Source organism: Arthrobacter sp. 18067, assembly GCF_902706295.1.
GTDB lineage: Bacteria > Actinomycetota > Actinomycetes > Actinomycetales > Micrococcaceae > Arthrobacter.
In genome coordinates, this window is sequence record NZ_CACSJJ010000004.1 from 184,794 (window position 1) to 199,657 (window position 14,864).

At 62.2% G+C, this 14,864-nt stretch carries 10 protein-coding genes; 3 read left to right on the plus strand and 7 right to left on the minus strand.

Annotated elements, in window-relative coordinates; all coding sequences use genetic code 11:
• The first annotated feature begins 29 nt into the window (after nt 1-29).
• The 3 genes from GVL04_RS06130 (at nt 30) to GVL04_RS06140 (ending at nt 6,212) form a co-directional block, all read left to right on the plus strand.
• On the plus strand, nt 30-1,709 hold the full coding sequence (locus tag GVL04_RS06130) for an alkaline phosphatase (protein ID WP_159701099.1): 1,680 nt from the start codon (nt 30-32) through the stop codon (nt 1,707-1,709).
• Between the two features lie 217 nt (nt 1,710-1,926).
• The gene (locus GVL04_RS06135) at nt 1,927-5,301 is read left to right on the plus strand and encodes a PAS domain-containing hybrid sensor histidine kinase/response regulator (RefSeq protein ID WP_235036190.1); all 3,375 of its coding nucleotides are present in this window, start codon (nt 1,927-1,929) and stop codon (nt 5,299-5,301) included.
• Nucleotides 5,298-6,212, plus strand: a complete 915-nt coding sequence (locus tag GVL04_RS06140; protein ID WP_159701105.1) for a diguanylate cyclase — start codon at nt 5,298-5,300, stop codon at nt 6,210-6,212. Before GVL04_RS06135 ends, GVL04_RS06140 begins: the two co-directional genes overlap by 4 nt.
• On the opposite strand, the gene GVL04_RS06145 is transcribed toward GVL04_RS06140, so the two are convergent.
• The 7 genes from GVL04_RS06145 to GVL04_RS06175 form a co-directional block, all read right to left on the minus strand.
• A complete protein-coding gene (locus tag GVL04_RS06145) occupies nt 6,204-7,445 on the minus strand; it encodes a hypothetical protein (RefSeq protein ID WP_159701108.1) in 1,242 nt (413 codons plus the stop codon). The genes GVL04_RS06140 and GVL04_RS06145 overlap by 9 nt on opposite strands.
• A gap of 89 nt (nt 7,446-7,534) precedes the next feature.
• Entirely contained in the window at nt 7,535-9,115 is a 1,581-nt protein-coding gene (locus tag GVL04_RS06150) for a glycosyltransferase family 39 protein (protein ID WP_235036191.1), read from the minus strand.
• Nucleotides 9,112-9,924, minus strand: coding sequence for a PIG-L deacetylase family protein (locus tag GVL04_RS06155; protein WP_200846763.1), 813 nt, complete (start codon nt 9,922-9,924; stop codon nt 9,112-9,114). The genes GVL04_RS06150 and GVL04_RS06155 overlap by 4 nt, the downstream gene beginning before the upstream one ends.
• Nucleotides 9,925-11,007, minus strand: a complete 1,083-nt coding sequence (locus GVL04_RS06160; protein ID WP_235036192.1) for a glycosyltransferase family 4 protein — start codon at nt 11,005-11,007, stop codon at nt 9,925-9,927.
• Between the two features lie 59 nt (nt 11,008-11,066).
• Nucleotides 11,067-12,635, minus strand: a complete 1,569-nt coding sequence (locus tag GVL04_RS06165) for an oligosaccharide flippase family protein (protein WP_327785612.1) — start codon at nt 12,633-12,635, stop codon at nt 11,067-11,069.
• Nucleotides 12,598-14,040, minus strand: coding sequence for a glycosyltransferase family 4 protein (locus tag GVL04_RS06170; protein ID WP_159701117.1), 1,443 nt, complete (start codon nt 14,038-14,040; stop codon nt 12,598-12,600). Before GVL04_RS06170 ends, GVL04_RS06165 begins: the two co-directional genes overlap by 38 nt.
• The gene (locus tag GVL04_RS06175) at nt 14,037-14,759 is read right to left on the minus strand and encodes a glycosyltransferase (RefSeq protein WP_235036193.1); all 723 of its coding nucleotides are present in this window, start codon (nt 14,757-14,759) and stop codon (nt 14,037-14,039) included. The genes GVL04_RS06170 and GVL04_RS06175 overlap by 4 nt, the downstream gene beginning before the upstream one ends.
• Nucleotides 14,760-14,864: the final 105 nt, after the last annotated feature.

Below are 14,864 nucleotides of genomic sequence, written 5' to 3' on the forward strand. Positions count from 1 at the left end.
GTTCATGGGCGCTCGCAACAGTGGACGACATGACCGACCTCACGCGCCGCACCCTCGTCAAGACGTCCCTCGCAGGCCTGGCCCTGACCGGCCTCGCCACCAGCGCAGCCCCCGCCTCCGCAACCTCTGGATCCGCGGCCCCGTCCGCCATCCCCCTGGTCCGCAAGCGGCTTACGCTTCCCACCGGGATCGCAACCGGCGACGTCACCACCGACTCCGCCGTCCTTTGGTCCCGCGCTTCCGGGCCCGGCCGGCTCACGGCTTTGTTGCAGGCAGTGGACGACTCGGGCGAAATCCTGCGCGGCCGCTACGGTTTCAGCCGCACCATCCGCGGCCCTTTGGCCAACGAAGCGAGCGACTTCACCGCCAAGATCCAGGCCAAAGGCCTCCCCGCCGGCACCCGCTTCGCAATGGAACTGAACTTCGAGGACGAGAACGGCCATGGCGAAGCAGTTCACGGCACCTTCCGCACGGCACCCGGCTCTTCCAAGGGAGAGCACGACGGCGGCACTGAAGACCCGCGCGGAGGCGGCAGGTCGTCGTCGTACTCCCAGTCCTTCGTCTGGACCGGCGATACCGCCGGCCAGGGCTGGGGCATCAACGAGGACCTGGGCGGCATGCGCGGCTACAAGGCCATGCATGCCACCAAGCCGGACTTCTTCATCCACTCCGGCGACACCATCTACGCCGACGGCCCCATCGCCGCCACTGTGACCGAAAAAGACGGCCAGGTGTGGCGGAACATCGTCACCGAGGAAGTCTCCAAAGTGGCCGAAACCCTCAAGGAGTACCGGGGCCGGCACCGTTACAACTCGCTGGACGCCAACATGCGGGCCATGTTCGCCGACGTCCCTGTCATCGCGCAGTGGGATGACCACGAGACCACCAACAACTGGTACCCCGGCGAAATCCTGGACGACCCCCGCTATACCGAACGGAACGTCAACGTCCTGGCAGCCCGCGGACGACAGGCGTGGCAGGAAAACATGCCGATTGCCGACGCCGCGGCGCTGTGGCGCCCGGGATCGTACGACGCCGGTCAGTATCAGCCGGCGCGCATCTACCGGAAGATTTCGCGCGGCCCCCAACTGGACATCTTCTGCCTGGACATGCGGACGTTCAAGTCGCCGAACACCGACGGCAAGGAACCGTACGCCACCAACATCCTTGGCCAGGAGCAAGTGGACTGGTTGATCAAGGAAGTCCGGAAGTCCAAAGCGACATGGAAGGTGATCGCTGCCGACCTGCCACTCGGCATCATCGTTCCTGACGGCGCCGTTAACCAGGAAAGCCTGGCCAACCGGGACCACGGAGCTCCTTTGGGCCGCGAACTGGAGATCGCGGGCGTGCTGAGCGCGTTCAAGAAATTTGGTGTGAAGAACACGGTGTGGCTGACTGCCGATGTCCACTACTGCGCCGCGCACCACTACTCCCCCGAACGCGCCACCTTCACCGACTTCGACCCCTTCTGGGAGTTCGTGGCCGGGCCCATCAACGCGGGTTCCTTCGGGCCCAGCGAGATGGATGGGACGTTCGGCCCCGAGGTTCTGTTCGCCAAGGCGGGGCGTTTCGCGGGTGAGTCACCGCGCGATGGTGAAAACCAGTACTTCGGGCACGTGGACCTTGCCTCCGACGGCGTGTTTACGGTGAGCCTGCGCAACGCTTTGGGCTCCGTGATTTACTCAAAGGCCCTCATTCCTGAGCTCTGACCCAACTAAGTAGCAGATCAGGCCGTTATGAATCGTCAAAACGGCCCTGATCTGCTACTCAGGCGGGGATTTCGGCGTATGCTCTCCTCAGCGCAGGCACGACGCGTTGTTCGCTTTTGGTGGGGCCACTTTTGAAGGCAGGGGTTCAGTGGCAGGAGTGAAGCACGAGGTTCTTCCAGTGCGCTTGTCGGCACGACATGGATGGCCGATCTTTTTAGTGCCTGTTGGGGTTTGTCTGGTCTTGCTGGTCTTCGGGCTGGCAAGCGGAACAGGAACGACGACGGCGCAACTCGCCGGTGACTTGGCGATCCTTCTCGCTGCACTCACCGCGCTGACCACCCACACCCTCGCTGCCCGGAAACGACAGGACAACACGGCCGGCCGATGGTTCATCGTGGCAGGCTTGGCCGTATGGTGCGCCGGGCAAACCGTGTGGACCATCAACGGCATCACGCTTGACCATCAGTACCCGTTCCCTTCCTTCGCGGACATCGGCTTTGTTTGGTACGCGCTGCCCACTTCCATTGGCCTGCTGCTGCTGTTGAGGGGCCAGGGGCTGCGCATTTCACTGCGCCGCACCATACTGGACGCCGGCGTGGTGGCAAGCTCCATGTTCTTCATCGCATGGAGCTCCGTCCTCGGATCCTTGGCAGCAACCACCGACCAAGACGCTTTTGCCCAGGCAACGCAGATGGCCTATCCCATTGCTGATGTGTTCATGGTCTCCGTGGTGATCGTCCTGACAATGCGCGCGGCCCGCGGCCGCCGGCTTCCCTGGCTGAGCCTGGGAATTGGCTTCTGGGTCCTTGCCATTACAGACCTGGCCTATATGAGCTTCACGCTCCAGGGCATCACGGGTGTCACGGGCTCCCCGCTGGCGCTGGGGTGGGTGTTCGCCTTCCTGCTGGTGGGACTCAGCCCGTTGCTCCCGGAAGCGGACAGCACGCGCAATGATGGACGGGCCTACGCTGCCGCCCTTGAACTGCTCCCTTACCTCCCTGTGTTCAGCGCCGTGTTCTTCTCGCGCAGCCGTCCCATCGGGGAGGACCGCATCCTGCTGGTCACCGGACTGGTGGTGATTGTCTTCGTCATCGTCCGGCAGGTGTTGATCGTCGTCGAGAATGTGACGCTGACCCGCGACCTCGAGTCCAAAGTGGCCGAACGCACTGCCGAGCTGGAGGGGCTCGGGGCAATAGTCAACTCCTCCGGCGACGCCATCATCGGCGAAACACCCAACGGCGTGATCACCAGTTGGAACCCAGGGGCGGAGCGCATCTTCGGGTACCCGGCGGCGGAGGCAATCGGCAGGAAGGGCGACTTCTTCGTCCCCGCCGAGTTGATGGAGAAGGAACGAGGAGCGTTGGAAGCCACTGCCCAAAGTGGTGATGTTCAGAATTACGAGACACTGCGTAAGCGCGGAGACGGTGACGTTATTCCGGTGTCAGTGACGCTGTCCCCCGTCCGGGGCGAATCCGGCATCCGCGGCGTCGCCACCATCTCCCGGGACATTACCGAACGCAGGGCGGCCGAGAAGGAACTCCTCGCCGCACGTGAAGCAGCGTTGGAAGCGAGCAGGCTCAAATCCGAATTCCTGGCCACCATGAGCCACGAAATCCGGACTCCGCTCAACGCGGTAATCGGCCTGACGTCGCTCATGATGGACACTCCCCTGAGCGAGGGCCAGCGGCAATACGCCCAAGGCGTCAAGGGCGCCGGCGAGGTTCTATTGACGCTGATCAACGACATCCTGGACTTCTCCAAACTGGAAGCCGGCAAAGTGGACCTGGACGTAAACTCCTTCGATCCCCGGGCCTTGGTGGATGAGGTGGCCGGGCTGGTTGCAGAAGCCGCGCAGGGCAAAAACCTGGAACTCATCTCCTACTGCCACCCCGACGTTCCGGAACGCCTGATGGGCGATTCCGGACGAATCCGCCAGATCCTTCTGAACCTTTCCTCCAACGCAGTGAAGTTCACCCCGGCCGGCGAAGTCGAAATCCAGGTCTCCGTGGTCAGTAGGGACACAGAGAACGCCGCACTGCGATTTGAAGTCCGGGACACAGGCATCGGCATCAGCGCCGAAGACCATCACCGGTTGTTCGAATCCTTCGCCCAGGCCGATGCTTCCACAACGCGGCGGTATGGCGGCACGGGCCTGGGTTTGGCCATCTCACGCCGCCTCACCGAAGTCATGGGCGGCAGGATCGGACTTGAGAGCGAGCCGGGAACCGGCAGCAAATTCTGGTTCGTCCTGGAACTTCCCGTTGGCCCGGCAGCGTCCGACTCAGGCACCTTGCCTGCCACGCTCGCCGGCCGCAGGGTGCTGGTGGTGGACGACAATGCAACCAACCGATTGGTGCTGGAAAAGCAACTGGCCAGTTGGGGCATGCAGCCAGTGGCCGTTGCCGACGCCGCCTCAGCAATGGATGAATACCGCACAGCCGTGCTGACAAGCCACCCCTACGACATCGCCGTGGTGGACATGTGCATGCCCGATACCGACGGTCTTGAACTGGCGCGCCAAATCAAGAGTGAAAACGAAGGTTCCGGGACGCCTGGGATCATCCTGCTGACCTCCACAATGCAGGTTGAAAGGGGCGACCTCGTCAGCGCAGGCATCCGGGAATACCTCACCAAACCCGTCCGAAGCTCAGAGTTCTACAACCGTCTCCTGCGCCTCATGGCCACCAGGACGGTGGGCTCCGCTGCCCCGACTGCTTCCTCGGAGATATTTGCGACGGCCGAACCCGTACGGCGGCTGGGAAAACTGCTGGTTGCCGAAGACAACGAGGTCAACCAGTTGGTAGCCCGTGGCATGGCAAACAGGCTGGGCTACGACGTGGACATTGTGGATGACGGCGCCAAGGCCGTTACAGCAGCGCTGTCCGGGACATACGCAGCGGTGCTCATGGACTGCCACATGCCCGTCATGGACGGCTTCGACGCGACCCGGGCCATCCGGGCCCGCAACGGGCACTCGGCCCGGATTCCCATCATCGCCATGACGGCAGGGGCACTGAACGAGGACCGCGAGCGCTGCTTCGCTGCCGGCATGGACGACTACATCAGCAAGCCCGTGGACCTGGCCAAACTCGGGGAAGTTCTCACCCGTTGGGTCCCGGAGGTTGATGAAACGTCGACGGCGGTTGGCGGGTCGGCAGCGCAGGCTGCGGTGGGCGTCGTGCAAGAGCCGGCGGAAGCACCGGCGTCGAGCGCTGTTGTTCCGGATAGCGGTGTCCTGGATGCCGGGCGGCTGCAGATCCTGCGCGAACTGGGTCCCGCTGACGGTTTGGGCCTGCTCCCCGAGGCGATCAGGGCTTTCCGGCAGGATGCAGAGGCGACCTTGGAAGCCCTGCGGTCTGCGCTGGACGCCGGGCAAGCAGCGTCCGTGGAAGCGGCCGCCCATAAACTCGCCGGCGCGGCGTCCAACATCGGAGCGAACGGCGCGGCCGTCCTGTGTAAGGATTTGGAACGGTCCGGCCGTGAAGCAGGCCCGGACCTGGCAGCCCAAGGCACACCGGTGCTGGCGCAGTTGCAGGCGGAACTCGCGCGCGTGGACCTTGCCCTCGAACGCACTCTCCAAGGAGCTTCATGAAAGTCCTGATCGCCGACGACGACCAGATCTCCCGGATGATCACCAAGGCCGCCGTCGAGCAGTCAGGCCACGAATGCATCGTGGCAGTGGACGGTGACTCGGCATGGCAGATGTACCAGGACCACAGCCCGGAAGCTGTGGTGACGGACCTGATGATGCCCGGCCTCAACGGACTGGACCTTTGCCGGGCCATTCGTGCCTCCGAGCAGGACAGCTACACCTACATCATTCTTGTGACGTCCCACGGATCCCGGAAAGACGTCCTGGCCGGCATGGAAGCCGGTGCTGACGACTACGTCACCAAGCCGCTGGACCCCTTCAGCCTGCATATCCGCCTCCTCGCTGCCCAACGCATCACGTCGCTGCACGCAGACCTGGCCCGCTACCGCACCGCGCTGACTGAGCAAGCGCGCACGGATCCGCTGACGAAGCTGCACAACCGGCTGAAGCTCACGGAAGACCTGGGCCAGTTGCACAGCCACGAAGACCACGACTACTGCCTGGCCATGGTGGATGTGGATAACTTCAAGAGCTACAACGACATCTACGGTCACCAGGCCGGGGATGCCGCGCTGCTGGCGATCGCAACAACCCTCGCCCGCGAAGTACGGAAGGCCGACGCCGTGTATCGCTTTGGTGGCGAAGAGTTCCTGCTGGTCCTCCGCGACGAATCGGTCTCGGGTGCACGGACCGTCATGGAACGCGTCCGGTCCGCGGTGCATGACCTGCGCATCGAGCATTCCGGGGACCCCGACGGCGTCCTGACCATCAGCGCCGGCGTCTCGGCCTTCACCGAAGGGCACCGGGCGGGCAGCGAGCAACTTCTGCGCGAAGCCGACCTCGCCCTGTACGCGGCGAAGGCCTCCGGCCGTAACCGGGTGACCCTGGCCAGCGCCCTCCGCTCAGAATGACGTTGCCGCTTGGAGCTGCCGGATGACTTCTTTGTAGTCCTCAACGGTGGCGCCTTTGCCGGTACGGCCCTTTTCTTCAAAGAGGTTCTCTTCGAAGCCGAACAGGAACATTGTCATGCCACATTCTTTGGCGTATCTGGGTGCTGTTTGCAGTTGTTCCGCGAGGTTGTGTGAGAGGGGTGAGCCGCCGGTGAATGGTGCGTCGGGTGGGCCGGGGTTTTCACCGACCAGCCCGAGTCCGGCGCGTCGAGCCAAGGCGGTCGTGTACCTGTGGGAGGACCATGCCGAGACGTCTTGTTGCAGTACGTTCTCGTCGTCGGTGGAGAGGCATTGGTCCTGGCGCGGTTCGGCGGCCCGTGCTTTGACGTCCGATACGTCGTCCAGGCCGGTGAAGTCCACGTCCACTCCTGGCATGGTTGCCAGGGCGGTGAATTGTTCGCTGTAGTCCAGGCCGCGTTCCTGGGCGCCGTCCGGGTTAGCCCGCCCGTCCAGGCGCCCTTTGATGGCTTCTGATTTGTCGGTTGGCAGGACTCCGCGGCCCGCTACTGGGACGTGCACGCTGCCCTGGTACCCGAGTGTCCGTAGCTCGCTGATCTGCCACGTCACTGCGTCCACGGCGGATCCGGTGTACCAGTCCCACCAGCGTTGGACTTGTTCGTCGGTGACGGGTTTGCCGTTCCAGGAACGGGTGCCAGGAACCCATCCGGGCATGGGCGAGGGTGCTACGCCCTCAGGTAATCCGATGCCGTACTGGGGAGCGTCACCAAACGCCCAGAACTCTCGTTCGTTTCCGCCGTCGCCGGGCCCGGGGTACCCGAGTTCGCCGCTGGCGTTCGTTCCCACGCGTATCGCTGTGATGCCCTCGAACCCGAGATCAGACACGACGCGGGCCAGGTATTTTTGGGCGGCGTTGCGGACGTCGGCGCTGAATATCAGTTCGGCTCCGGCGTTTCGTGGCACGCCCCCGGCGTTTCCTCTCAGTTGCCCGTCGGGGAGGTCCCTGACCCAGTCGGGCGGGTAGTGCAGGCCTGGGGACAGGACCATTCCCATGTCGGCTTGGCGGCAATTATTCAGCCGCTCCCGCACTTCCGCAACGTAGTCACGATCCACCTGTCCTGCTTCAGGCTGGTACCGATCCCAGGCAATCGGCAGTTCCACCACGGAAACGCCAGCCTCATGGAGCGCTGCCAGACGTTCTGGAGTACAGGTGGACCCCAATACTCCGAAAGTCATACGCTCAGGCGCGCCCTCGGTTTTCACGCTGCATCCGACGCTCACAGAGATCAAGACGATGGAAAGCAAGAGTGCAGGAAGCAGGCGTCTCATGGGTACCCGCCCGTTACAGGAGGCAGTACCAGCCCTCCGTCAACAGCCGCCTCCAACTTTGCGCGGTCCAACATCCACACAACGGTGTCACCTGACGTTGGTCCAGTGAAAGTGAAAACCGGCTGAGCGTTCTCCTGCAGCCAGCCCAAGAATTCAGGCGAAGCAAAACCGTACCCCTCACTCAACGGCCTGCCCTGAGTCAGGACGTATTCGGCGCCTCCATCCCGCAGGGACTGTAGCGAGGGCAGGACTGCCCAGCCCTCATGTGGCTGCAAGGCGAATTCTCCCGTTACGGACGTCAAAGCCACCTTCGAGGACGGAGGCAGCTCGGCGGTCATCCAATCACGGGCACGCACAAGCCCGTCATCCACCACTGACCTTGCCTGAATACCAAGAAACAGGCTAAGGACGGCCATGACTGCCGCGAAAGCTCCCACCACCCCACGAAGACGGGGCCGCCATTTCACCACCATCACAGCGGCTACGGGCGTTGAAACCACTGCGGCCAGCACGACGCAATAGCCAAACTGTTCTTCTGCGGCCCCGAAGAAAACGGAGTAGACCCCAACGAAACCGGTAAGGATCGAGAACAAACCCATGACCCGCCGTTCCACCAGCGGAGACATCGCGGCCACAACACCGGCCACGACGGACAGTCCCAGAAGCAGATAGCTGGTGCCGAACCGACCGGCCAGGTCGATGAGCCGGTCGGTAAGGCTCACGCTGTGGACTGAATTAAACCCGGTCATCTGAACGGCCCCCACCATTCTTAGGACGCCCACCGACTTTTGGTTCATGAATTCCGGAAACAGCCCGCTGGCCGCAATCAAGCCCAGATAGATCAGATACGGAACGATTGAACAGGCGAGGATACGCAGAGCTGTTTGCAGTGGAACAGTTCTCCGCCAGACCACTGCGGCCAGTAGTGGGACAACGGTGAAGACGGCGGTCATATCCTTCATGGCAATGGCCAATCCGAAGACCAACCCGGTGCTGATTTCCAACCACAAGCGCGAGCGTCCTTGGTTACGCTCCAGTACAAGCAGGAACAACAGCCATCCCGACAAAACCGCCAGCCCCGCTGGAGTCTCCATCATCAGGCGCCCATCCATGCGGAGGACAAACGGATCACTTGCGAGTATGACGCCCGCCACCGCGGCAGGTACTACACCTACCAATCGGCGAACCAACAGAAAGCAAACCACGACTGTTACCGTTCCGAGGACACTGTTGACCCAGCGCAGCTGCAATGCGAGATCCGTGGAGTGCCCTCCCAGACCCAGCACCCGAATAACCACTGCGTTGAGGGCGTATGACCCTGGAGGATGCAGGAAAAAAGGGGTACCAAGAATTGTCGGCATGTGACCATCTGCTATTTGCCTGGCAATGTCCGCGTAGGTCACTTCGTCGATAAAGACGTCATTAGCCCGTTGAACACCGAACACTCGAAATGCCGCGGCCAGCAGTCCAACCATCGCTGCAACCCACAGGTATCCCCGCATCGCCGCTTGGGGCCTGCGGGCAGCCCTCCGCGCTCGCCCCCCTGGCAGAGATACATCACGGTAAAGCGAAGTCATGATTCGCCACCCCCGAAGGATCCGGGCACAAAGTAAGTTTCAGGTTGCTGGGGAATCACTCCTGTAGGGAAAAGCGCGTCAGCTTGCGAAGCGTACTGTCTGATCCGCCCACGCTTGGCGTCCAGTCCCGCGTCCCAGGTCCACGGAACAAATCCCAACCTTGACATGTGTATTTCATCCGGTCCAGCCACTAGGTCGTAAGGAAAGTCTGAGTACATCACCAGGTTTTCCGGATGGCCCTTGCCTACCTCGCGGGTAATGAGGTGGTCCACATGTTTTCCCACTCCCGCGGGGCAGAAGAGGAGCTCGGCTTTGGTCTGAGACATAAGCCCGGCAATATCGCTCCGGAGTTTGCGGATAAGCTCCTGATCACCCTTGGAAATCCTGCCCAGTGCGATGTCGAACCGATAGGTGGGGTACCGATGCGTGAGCTCCGGGAGTAGCCTGTCCCAGGCACTGCTACCCAGCACTGGGGGCCTGCGCCGGCATCGAAAAAGCGCGTCCACTTCTCCCAGGTGAATTGTCTGAACTCCCATGTCTTGCAGCACAACACGGTCCTCCGACTGCCTTGCCTCAAAGAGTTCTCCTGCGTCCGCAATGGTGCATTGGCGCATGAAAGATCGCGCTGCGCGCGTGTGGGGCGGCGGCATTGCCTCCGTGAACAGGGTGGCGACGAAAATCTCGCGCCCTGTGGCTTGTGCTTCCATCAGACCACCACAGGACAGTACGGCGTCGTCAAGGTGGGGTGACAAGAACAGCCACGGAGCGTCGCCGGCCAGGGAACGTTCGATTCGTGATTGGTGCGGCATTCAAGACCTTTCCAGGTAGCTGGCCTGCAGCAGGGTTCTGGTACCACTCAGTGCGGTGAGTGATTCCTGGTAGGACGCAGCCTGCAGATCGGCGAGCGCATCCCAGTTGTAGGCTGCGGCGAATTTCCGGCCGAGGGCGCCCGCCGCTTCCAAACCGGGCTGGACGTATCTGCGGGCCACCTCATCTGCCAGAGCATCCACGTCAAAGGCTTCAACCATCCAGCCTGCACCCGGTGGGACGATCTCCCTGAGGCAGGGAATGTTGAACGTAATCACCGGGGTTCCCGTTGCCAAAGCATCGATCGCTACCAAGCCAAAGGTTTCGTGTCGGGATGGAACCACCACCAGCCGGGCGTTGCTCAACGCCTGGAACTTCTCCGCTCCGGAGAGCCATCCGAGCATTTTCACGCGCTCAGAAAGTCCGGCTGCACGGATGGCGGCGCGTAACCTTGCTTCGTCCGTTCCGGTGCCGGCGATGAGCAGGTTGCCGTCAATCCGGCTGCAGCACCGTGCCCAAGCTTCCACCAGCAGGTCCAGGCCTTTATGGCCGTATTCCAGCCGTCCGATAAAGAGAACGTCCTTGCCGAGGTGGGGTTGCGGTGTCCAGCCCTCGGGATCAACGCCGTTTCCGATCACGTCCACGTGGATGCCTGGATTCATGCCGGTCAGCCGGTCCGCGATGCCCTGCGAGACAGAGATCAGCCGGCGATGCTTGCGGACACCAAACCGCTCCATCCAGTGAAGGGGCAGTTTGTATTGGCGCGCCTTATCCTCGGCATGCAGCCACTGCACTACACCGACGGTGGGGCGCTTGGTCCAGAGCGGTGCGGCCATAGTGGAGAACGGGGCGAAGAAATCCTCCACCACCAGATCTGCCGCTGACCGGCGTTTGCGGACCTCGAAAGGCAGCCGGGCAACATAGGCCACCAGCCTGGTCAGGCTGTTACTGCCAGTTCCGAAGCCGATCGGCACGTAGTGCACACCGTCCTCCACACGTTCCTGCCAGCCCGGATACCGGGTGGTTAGCACGGTGATGCGAAAGCCCTTTGCTGCTAAACGGCGGTTGATTTCATGAGTCCTCACAGATCCACCGCCTGCCCCAGGCATACGCGGATCTTCAAAACCCAAATGCAAAACTCTCATCACTTTCTCTCCGTCTCAATATCTCTGGAGGTCACACTTCGGCGGGCCCGGCGTCGTCGGGAGATCCTGAAGTCGTTCCTGTACGGCAGCAGGCCGCGCTGGTGGGCAAGAACGGTGATGCCGCTGATGGTGGCGATAACCAACCAGACCACGGGCTGAAGCAGCGCGGCGATTGCGAGGACCACGATCAAGGCGAACGCAACAATGAGGAACCTCCCGGCTCCCCTTCCCGGGCGGGCTGCCATCAGGACCGGCCGCGCCAGGACTGCCAGGACCAACCCAGCCGTCAGTGCCCCGAACGCGGAACCCACAGCCATGCCCGCGACAGCGTTCAGCTGCCAACCCGTCCAAAGCCCGCCAACCACCAGAAGGCATGCACAGGCGAGGCCGATTTGGCAGCGACGGTAAGCGCGCATGGCGAGAAGGACAGTGGAAAGCACCATCAGGACGGCATAGCCGAGACCCGAGGCTGCCAACCACGGCAGGAGATCCAGGGAACCGTGGTACTTCGGTGGAACAATCAGGCCGGACATCATGGGCGGCGCGGTAGCGATAATGGCGAAAGCCACCACCACTAGCTGGCCGAAGGAAGCAAAGGAAGCGCTAAGCACCTCGCCGACCTTTACGCCGGGGGTGCGAAGCAGGGGAAATGCCACCAACGCAGTTCCGGCTGCCACGTACACCGGTCCCTTGGCAATCGTGGCCAGCGCCTGGAATCCTGCCGCGGCGGCCGAGCCGTTATCAAGGAAGCCGACCAACACGACGTCGATGCCCACCAGCACGGAAACCACACACAGAACCGACGCGATATCGCTGGTTTCTGCCCAACGCCATTTCTCCAGCAAAACCCGCGGACGCCAGCGAAGATCCCGGTAGAACGACCATGGGACAAACAACGGCGCCATGCACCCCGCAACGAAGCCCAGCACGGCGCCCCCGGCCCCCCACGCCATGGCAATCACCAGCAGGCTGAAGATCAACCTGAGGACTACTTCTCCGATGGTGGACACTGCGTACCAGGTGAAGCGGAGCTCTCCCTGCAACCATCCTGCGGGCGCATTAACGATGAAGATGACAAAGGCCGCCAACGCCACCACCATCGCCAAGGCCGGAGTAGCCAGCGCGACAGTCACGCTGCCGGTGACGACCGCCGCAGCGATTCCCGCCAGGCATGATACGAAGACCGAGAAAGCCACACCGTTCCGACGCTCTTCGGATCCTTCCGGGTGCACTGCAACAACATGTGACAAGGGAAGCGGAACCAGCGCGTTGGCTACGATTCCCACAACCCCAAGAATCATCGCGGCAGCGGCGAATTGTGTGTAGTCCGCTGTTCCCAGCATGTTGGCCATGAGCAGCGTGCAGGCATAGCTCACCACGCCTACTACTCCTGCGGACACGGCCAGGAAGCCACTGTTTTGGGCTATGTTGACATCTTGATCTGGAGTCCTTTCCTTGCTTTCGGCTCTGGGCCTCAAGCTCATTGCTGTGGTCATGGTCGAGTCGGATACATCCACGGGCCAACTACCGCTACTGACCGTCAAAGGCATCAGCCGGAGCGAAAGCATTCCCGGGGCCAGCAAGCAACGTATTGCGGCCGGCGTGACGGAGCTCCGCCGCGGGCACGCCAATCTTCTGCATGGCCGCGAATGCCTCGAATTCGTCGCGGCCCTTCATCAGGACCGAGACATGTCCATCGTCCATCAAGGTAACTTCGTCGGTGGGCCGCAGGATGGAGCGGAAATCGGCGCCTTCCGGCAGTTCGAAGCGCACCAGTGTGGACAGGTCAGAGTGGCATGAGCGCGGGTCCCCGCCCTCTCGGCGCATCTTTTCCTCTTCCAAAAGCACACCAGTGAGCAGCTTGGTGCTGCGATCCCAAGTGAAGCAGCTGGCCCATTCCCGGCAATCCGCTGAGACGTCCTTGGCCGCGTCCGGTTCACTCATGGCTGTGAGAGCCTCAACCATGGCGGTCCCGAATTCCTTGGGGGTGTCCACCAGCCAACCTGTTCTGCCATCCACGACGGAGTCGCGGATACCGGGTACACGCAGGGCCAGGCAGGGGACGCCCCACGCCGCGGCCTCGATCACCGAGCAGCCCCAGCCTTCGGAAGCCGAGGTGGATGCCGTGAGCCAGGCACGGCTCAGCAGCTCGTCACGGACCTTGTTGGGCTGGTAGCCGTGGAACGTTACAGCGTGGTCCAGGCCCAGATCCATGGCCAACTGCTGGAGTCGCGCCCGCTCCGGCCCGTCCCCAATGATGTCCATCCTTAGTTTCGGAACACTGCGCGCCGCCACGGCGAACTGCCCCAGGAGCAGGTCCAGTCGTTTATGGGGCACCAGGCGGCTCACGACGGCGATGGTTGGGTTGAGAGCACGAGCGGCAACAACCTGAGGAATGTCGATGGTGCCGTTTGGCACCACGTGGACAGGACCCGCGAAACCCAGCTTTCGAAGTTCCAGGCGTGTTGAGGGTGACACCGCCACAATGGACCGCTGCCCGTAGACCGTTTTGGCTCCCGAGCTTTCCAGGAATCGGCCCACAGCGGCCATGGGCGGCGAGAACCTGGTCCGGAACTGCTCCTGGTGGACGTGGTGGATCAGTTGGACTATCGGAATGTCCCGTGACAAGAACAAAGGGGAAAAGAACGGAATCCCATTTTGGCAATCCACCACGGCATCGAACTGGCCATTGCTCCGCAGAAGGCGAAGGGCCGCGTGTCCATAGATGGACAAGGCTCCGCCGCCGCGCAGAATGCGGATGCCGTCAATGACATCCTCTGCAGCCTGGCCGGCATCGCGCCCTGTGAACCATGTGACCTGAACTCCGTTCTGCACCCATCTCTTGGAAATTTCGTGCATATACTGCTCGGCGCCGCCGGCCTGTGAGTGCCTTACGTCGCGCCAGTTGAGCACCAGCACGTGCTTTCCTGCGAGTCGGGTTGGGGAGTTCAAGTCAGGCAGGGCATACGTCATGGGGTAGCTTTCTGAAGTTGGATCACCGAGGCGAAGCTGGCGACCCCGTCCTGGAAGGGGCGGAACGTTGACTCTGCTCCGTCAGTCCAGGCCACAGGCAGTTCGATAATGCTGGCGTTGTTGTCCTGGAGCCGAAGCAGAAGCTCAACGTCGAAGGCGAAACCCGTGCTGCGACACTGCACCATGGCTGCAGTGAGTGCGTCCCGTTCAAAAAACTTGAAACCGCATTGCGTGTCCTGGATGCCTTTGACCTTGGACCTTGTCAGGACCCTAAAAGCCGTTCCGCCCACTCTTCTCCCGATGTGTTGGGGTCGGACGAAAGTTGAACCAGGGGCATGCCGGGATGCGATGACAGCTGATGCGCCACCGGACAGATGGGACATGGCTTCGGTGAGGGTGTCCAGAGGAGTGGCCAGGTCAGCGTCAAAGAAGCCCGTGAACCTGGACGTTCCGCTGAGCAGGCCGCGGCGGACTGCCGCTCCTTTCCCCTTCCTGGAGCAGCCCACCACCGAAATGGGAACCACATCTCCCTTTTCCCGCGAGATCCGGCGGACAACTGCGGCTGTTTCGTCAACACTGCCGTTGTCCACCACCACAATGCGCGAGGACCACGGCTGCTTGGCCAGGAAATCCACTGTCTGGTTCAAAGTGCTGGGGATTCTGGAAGCCTCGTTATAGGCCGGGATGATGACCTCAAGATCAACCTGGGAGCGGCGCAAGGAGTCTGAATGTCGGCGCGCCTGAAGTCCCCCTCTCCTGCCAATGTGCACACTGTGGGGTTGCAGCAGTACCATCTGAGCCTCCAAATATCCGGGAACGGGACG

Coding starts and splice junctions, on each gene's coding strand:
- GVL04_RS06130 (WP_159701099.1), top strand. CDS start 30: ATGACCGACCTCACGCGCCGCACCCTCGTCAAGACGTCCCTCGCAGGC.
- GVL04_RS06140 (WP_159701105.1), top strand. CDS start 5,298: ATGAAAGTCCTGATCGCCGACGACGACCAGATCTCCCGGATGATCACC.
- GVL04_RS06145 (WP_159701108.1), bottom strand. CDS start 7,445: ATGACTTTCGGAGTATTGGGGTCCACCTGTACTCCAGAACGTCTGGCA.
- GVL04_RS06150 (WP_235036191.1), bottom strand. CDS start 9,115: ATGACTTCGCTTTACCGTGATGTATCTCTGCCAGGGGGGCGAGCGCGG.
- GVL04_RS06155 (WP_200846763.1), bottom strand. CDS start 9,924: ATGCCGCACCAATCACGAATCGAACGTTCCCTGGCCGGCGACGCTCCG.
- GVL04_RS06165 (WP_327785612.1), bottom strand. CDS start 12,635: ATGCTTTCGCTCCGGCTGATGCCTTTGACGGTCAGTAGCGGTAGTTGG.
- GVL04_RS06170 (WP_159701117.1), bottom strand. CDS start 14,040: ATGACGTATGCCCTGCCTGACTTGAACTCCCCAACCCGACTCGCAGGA.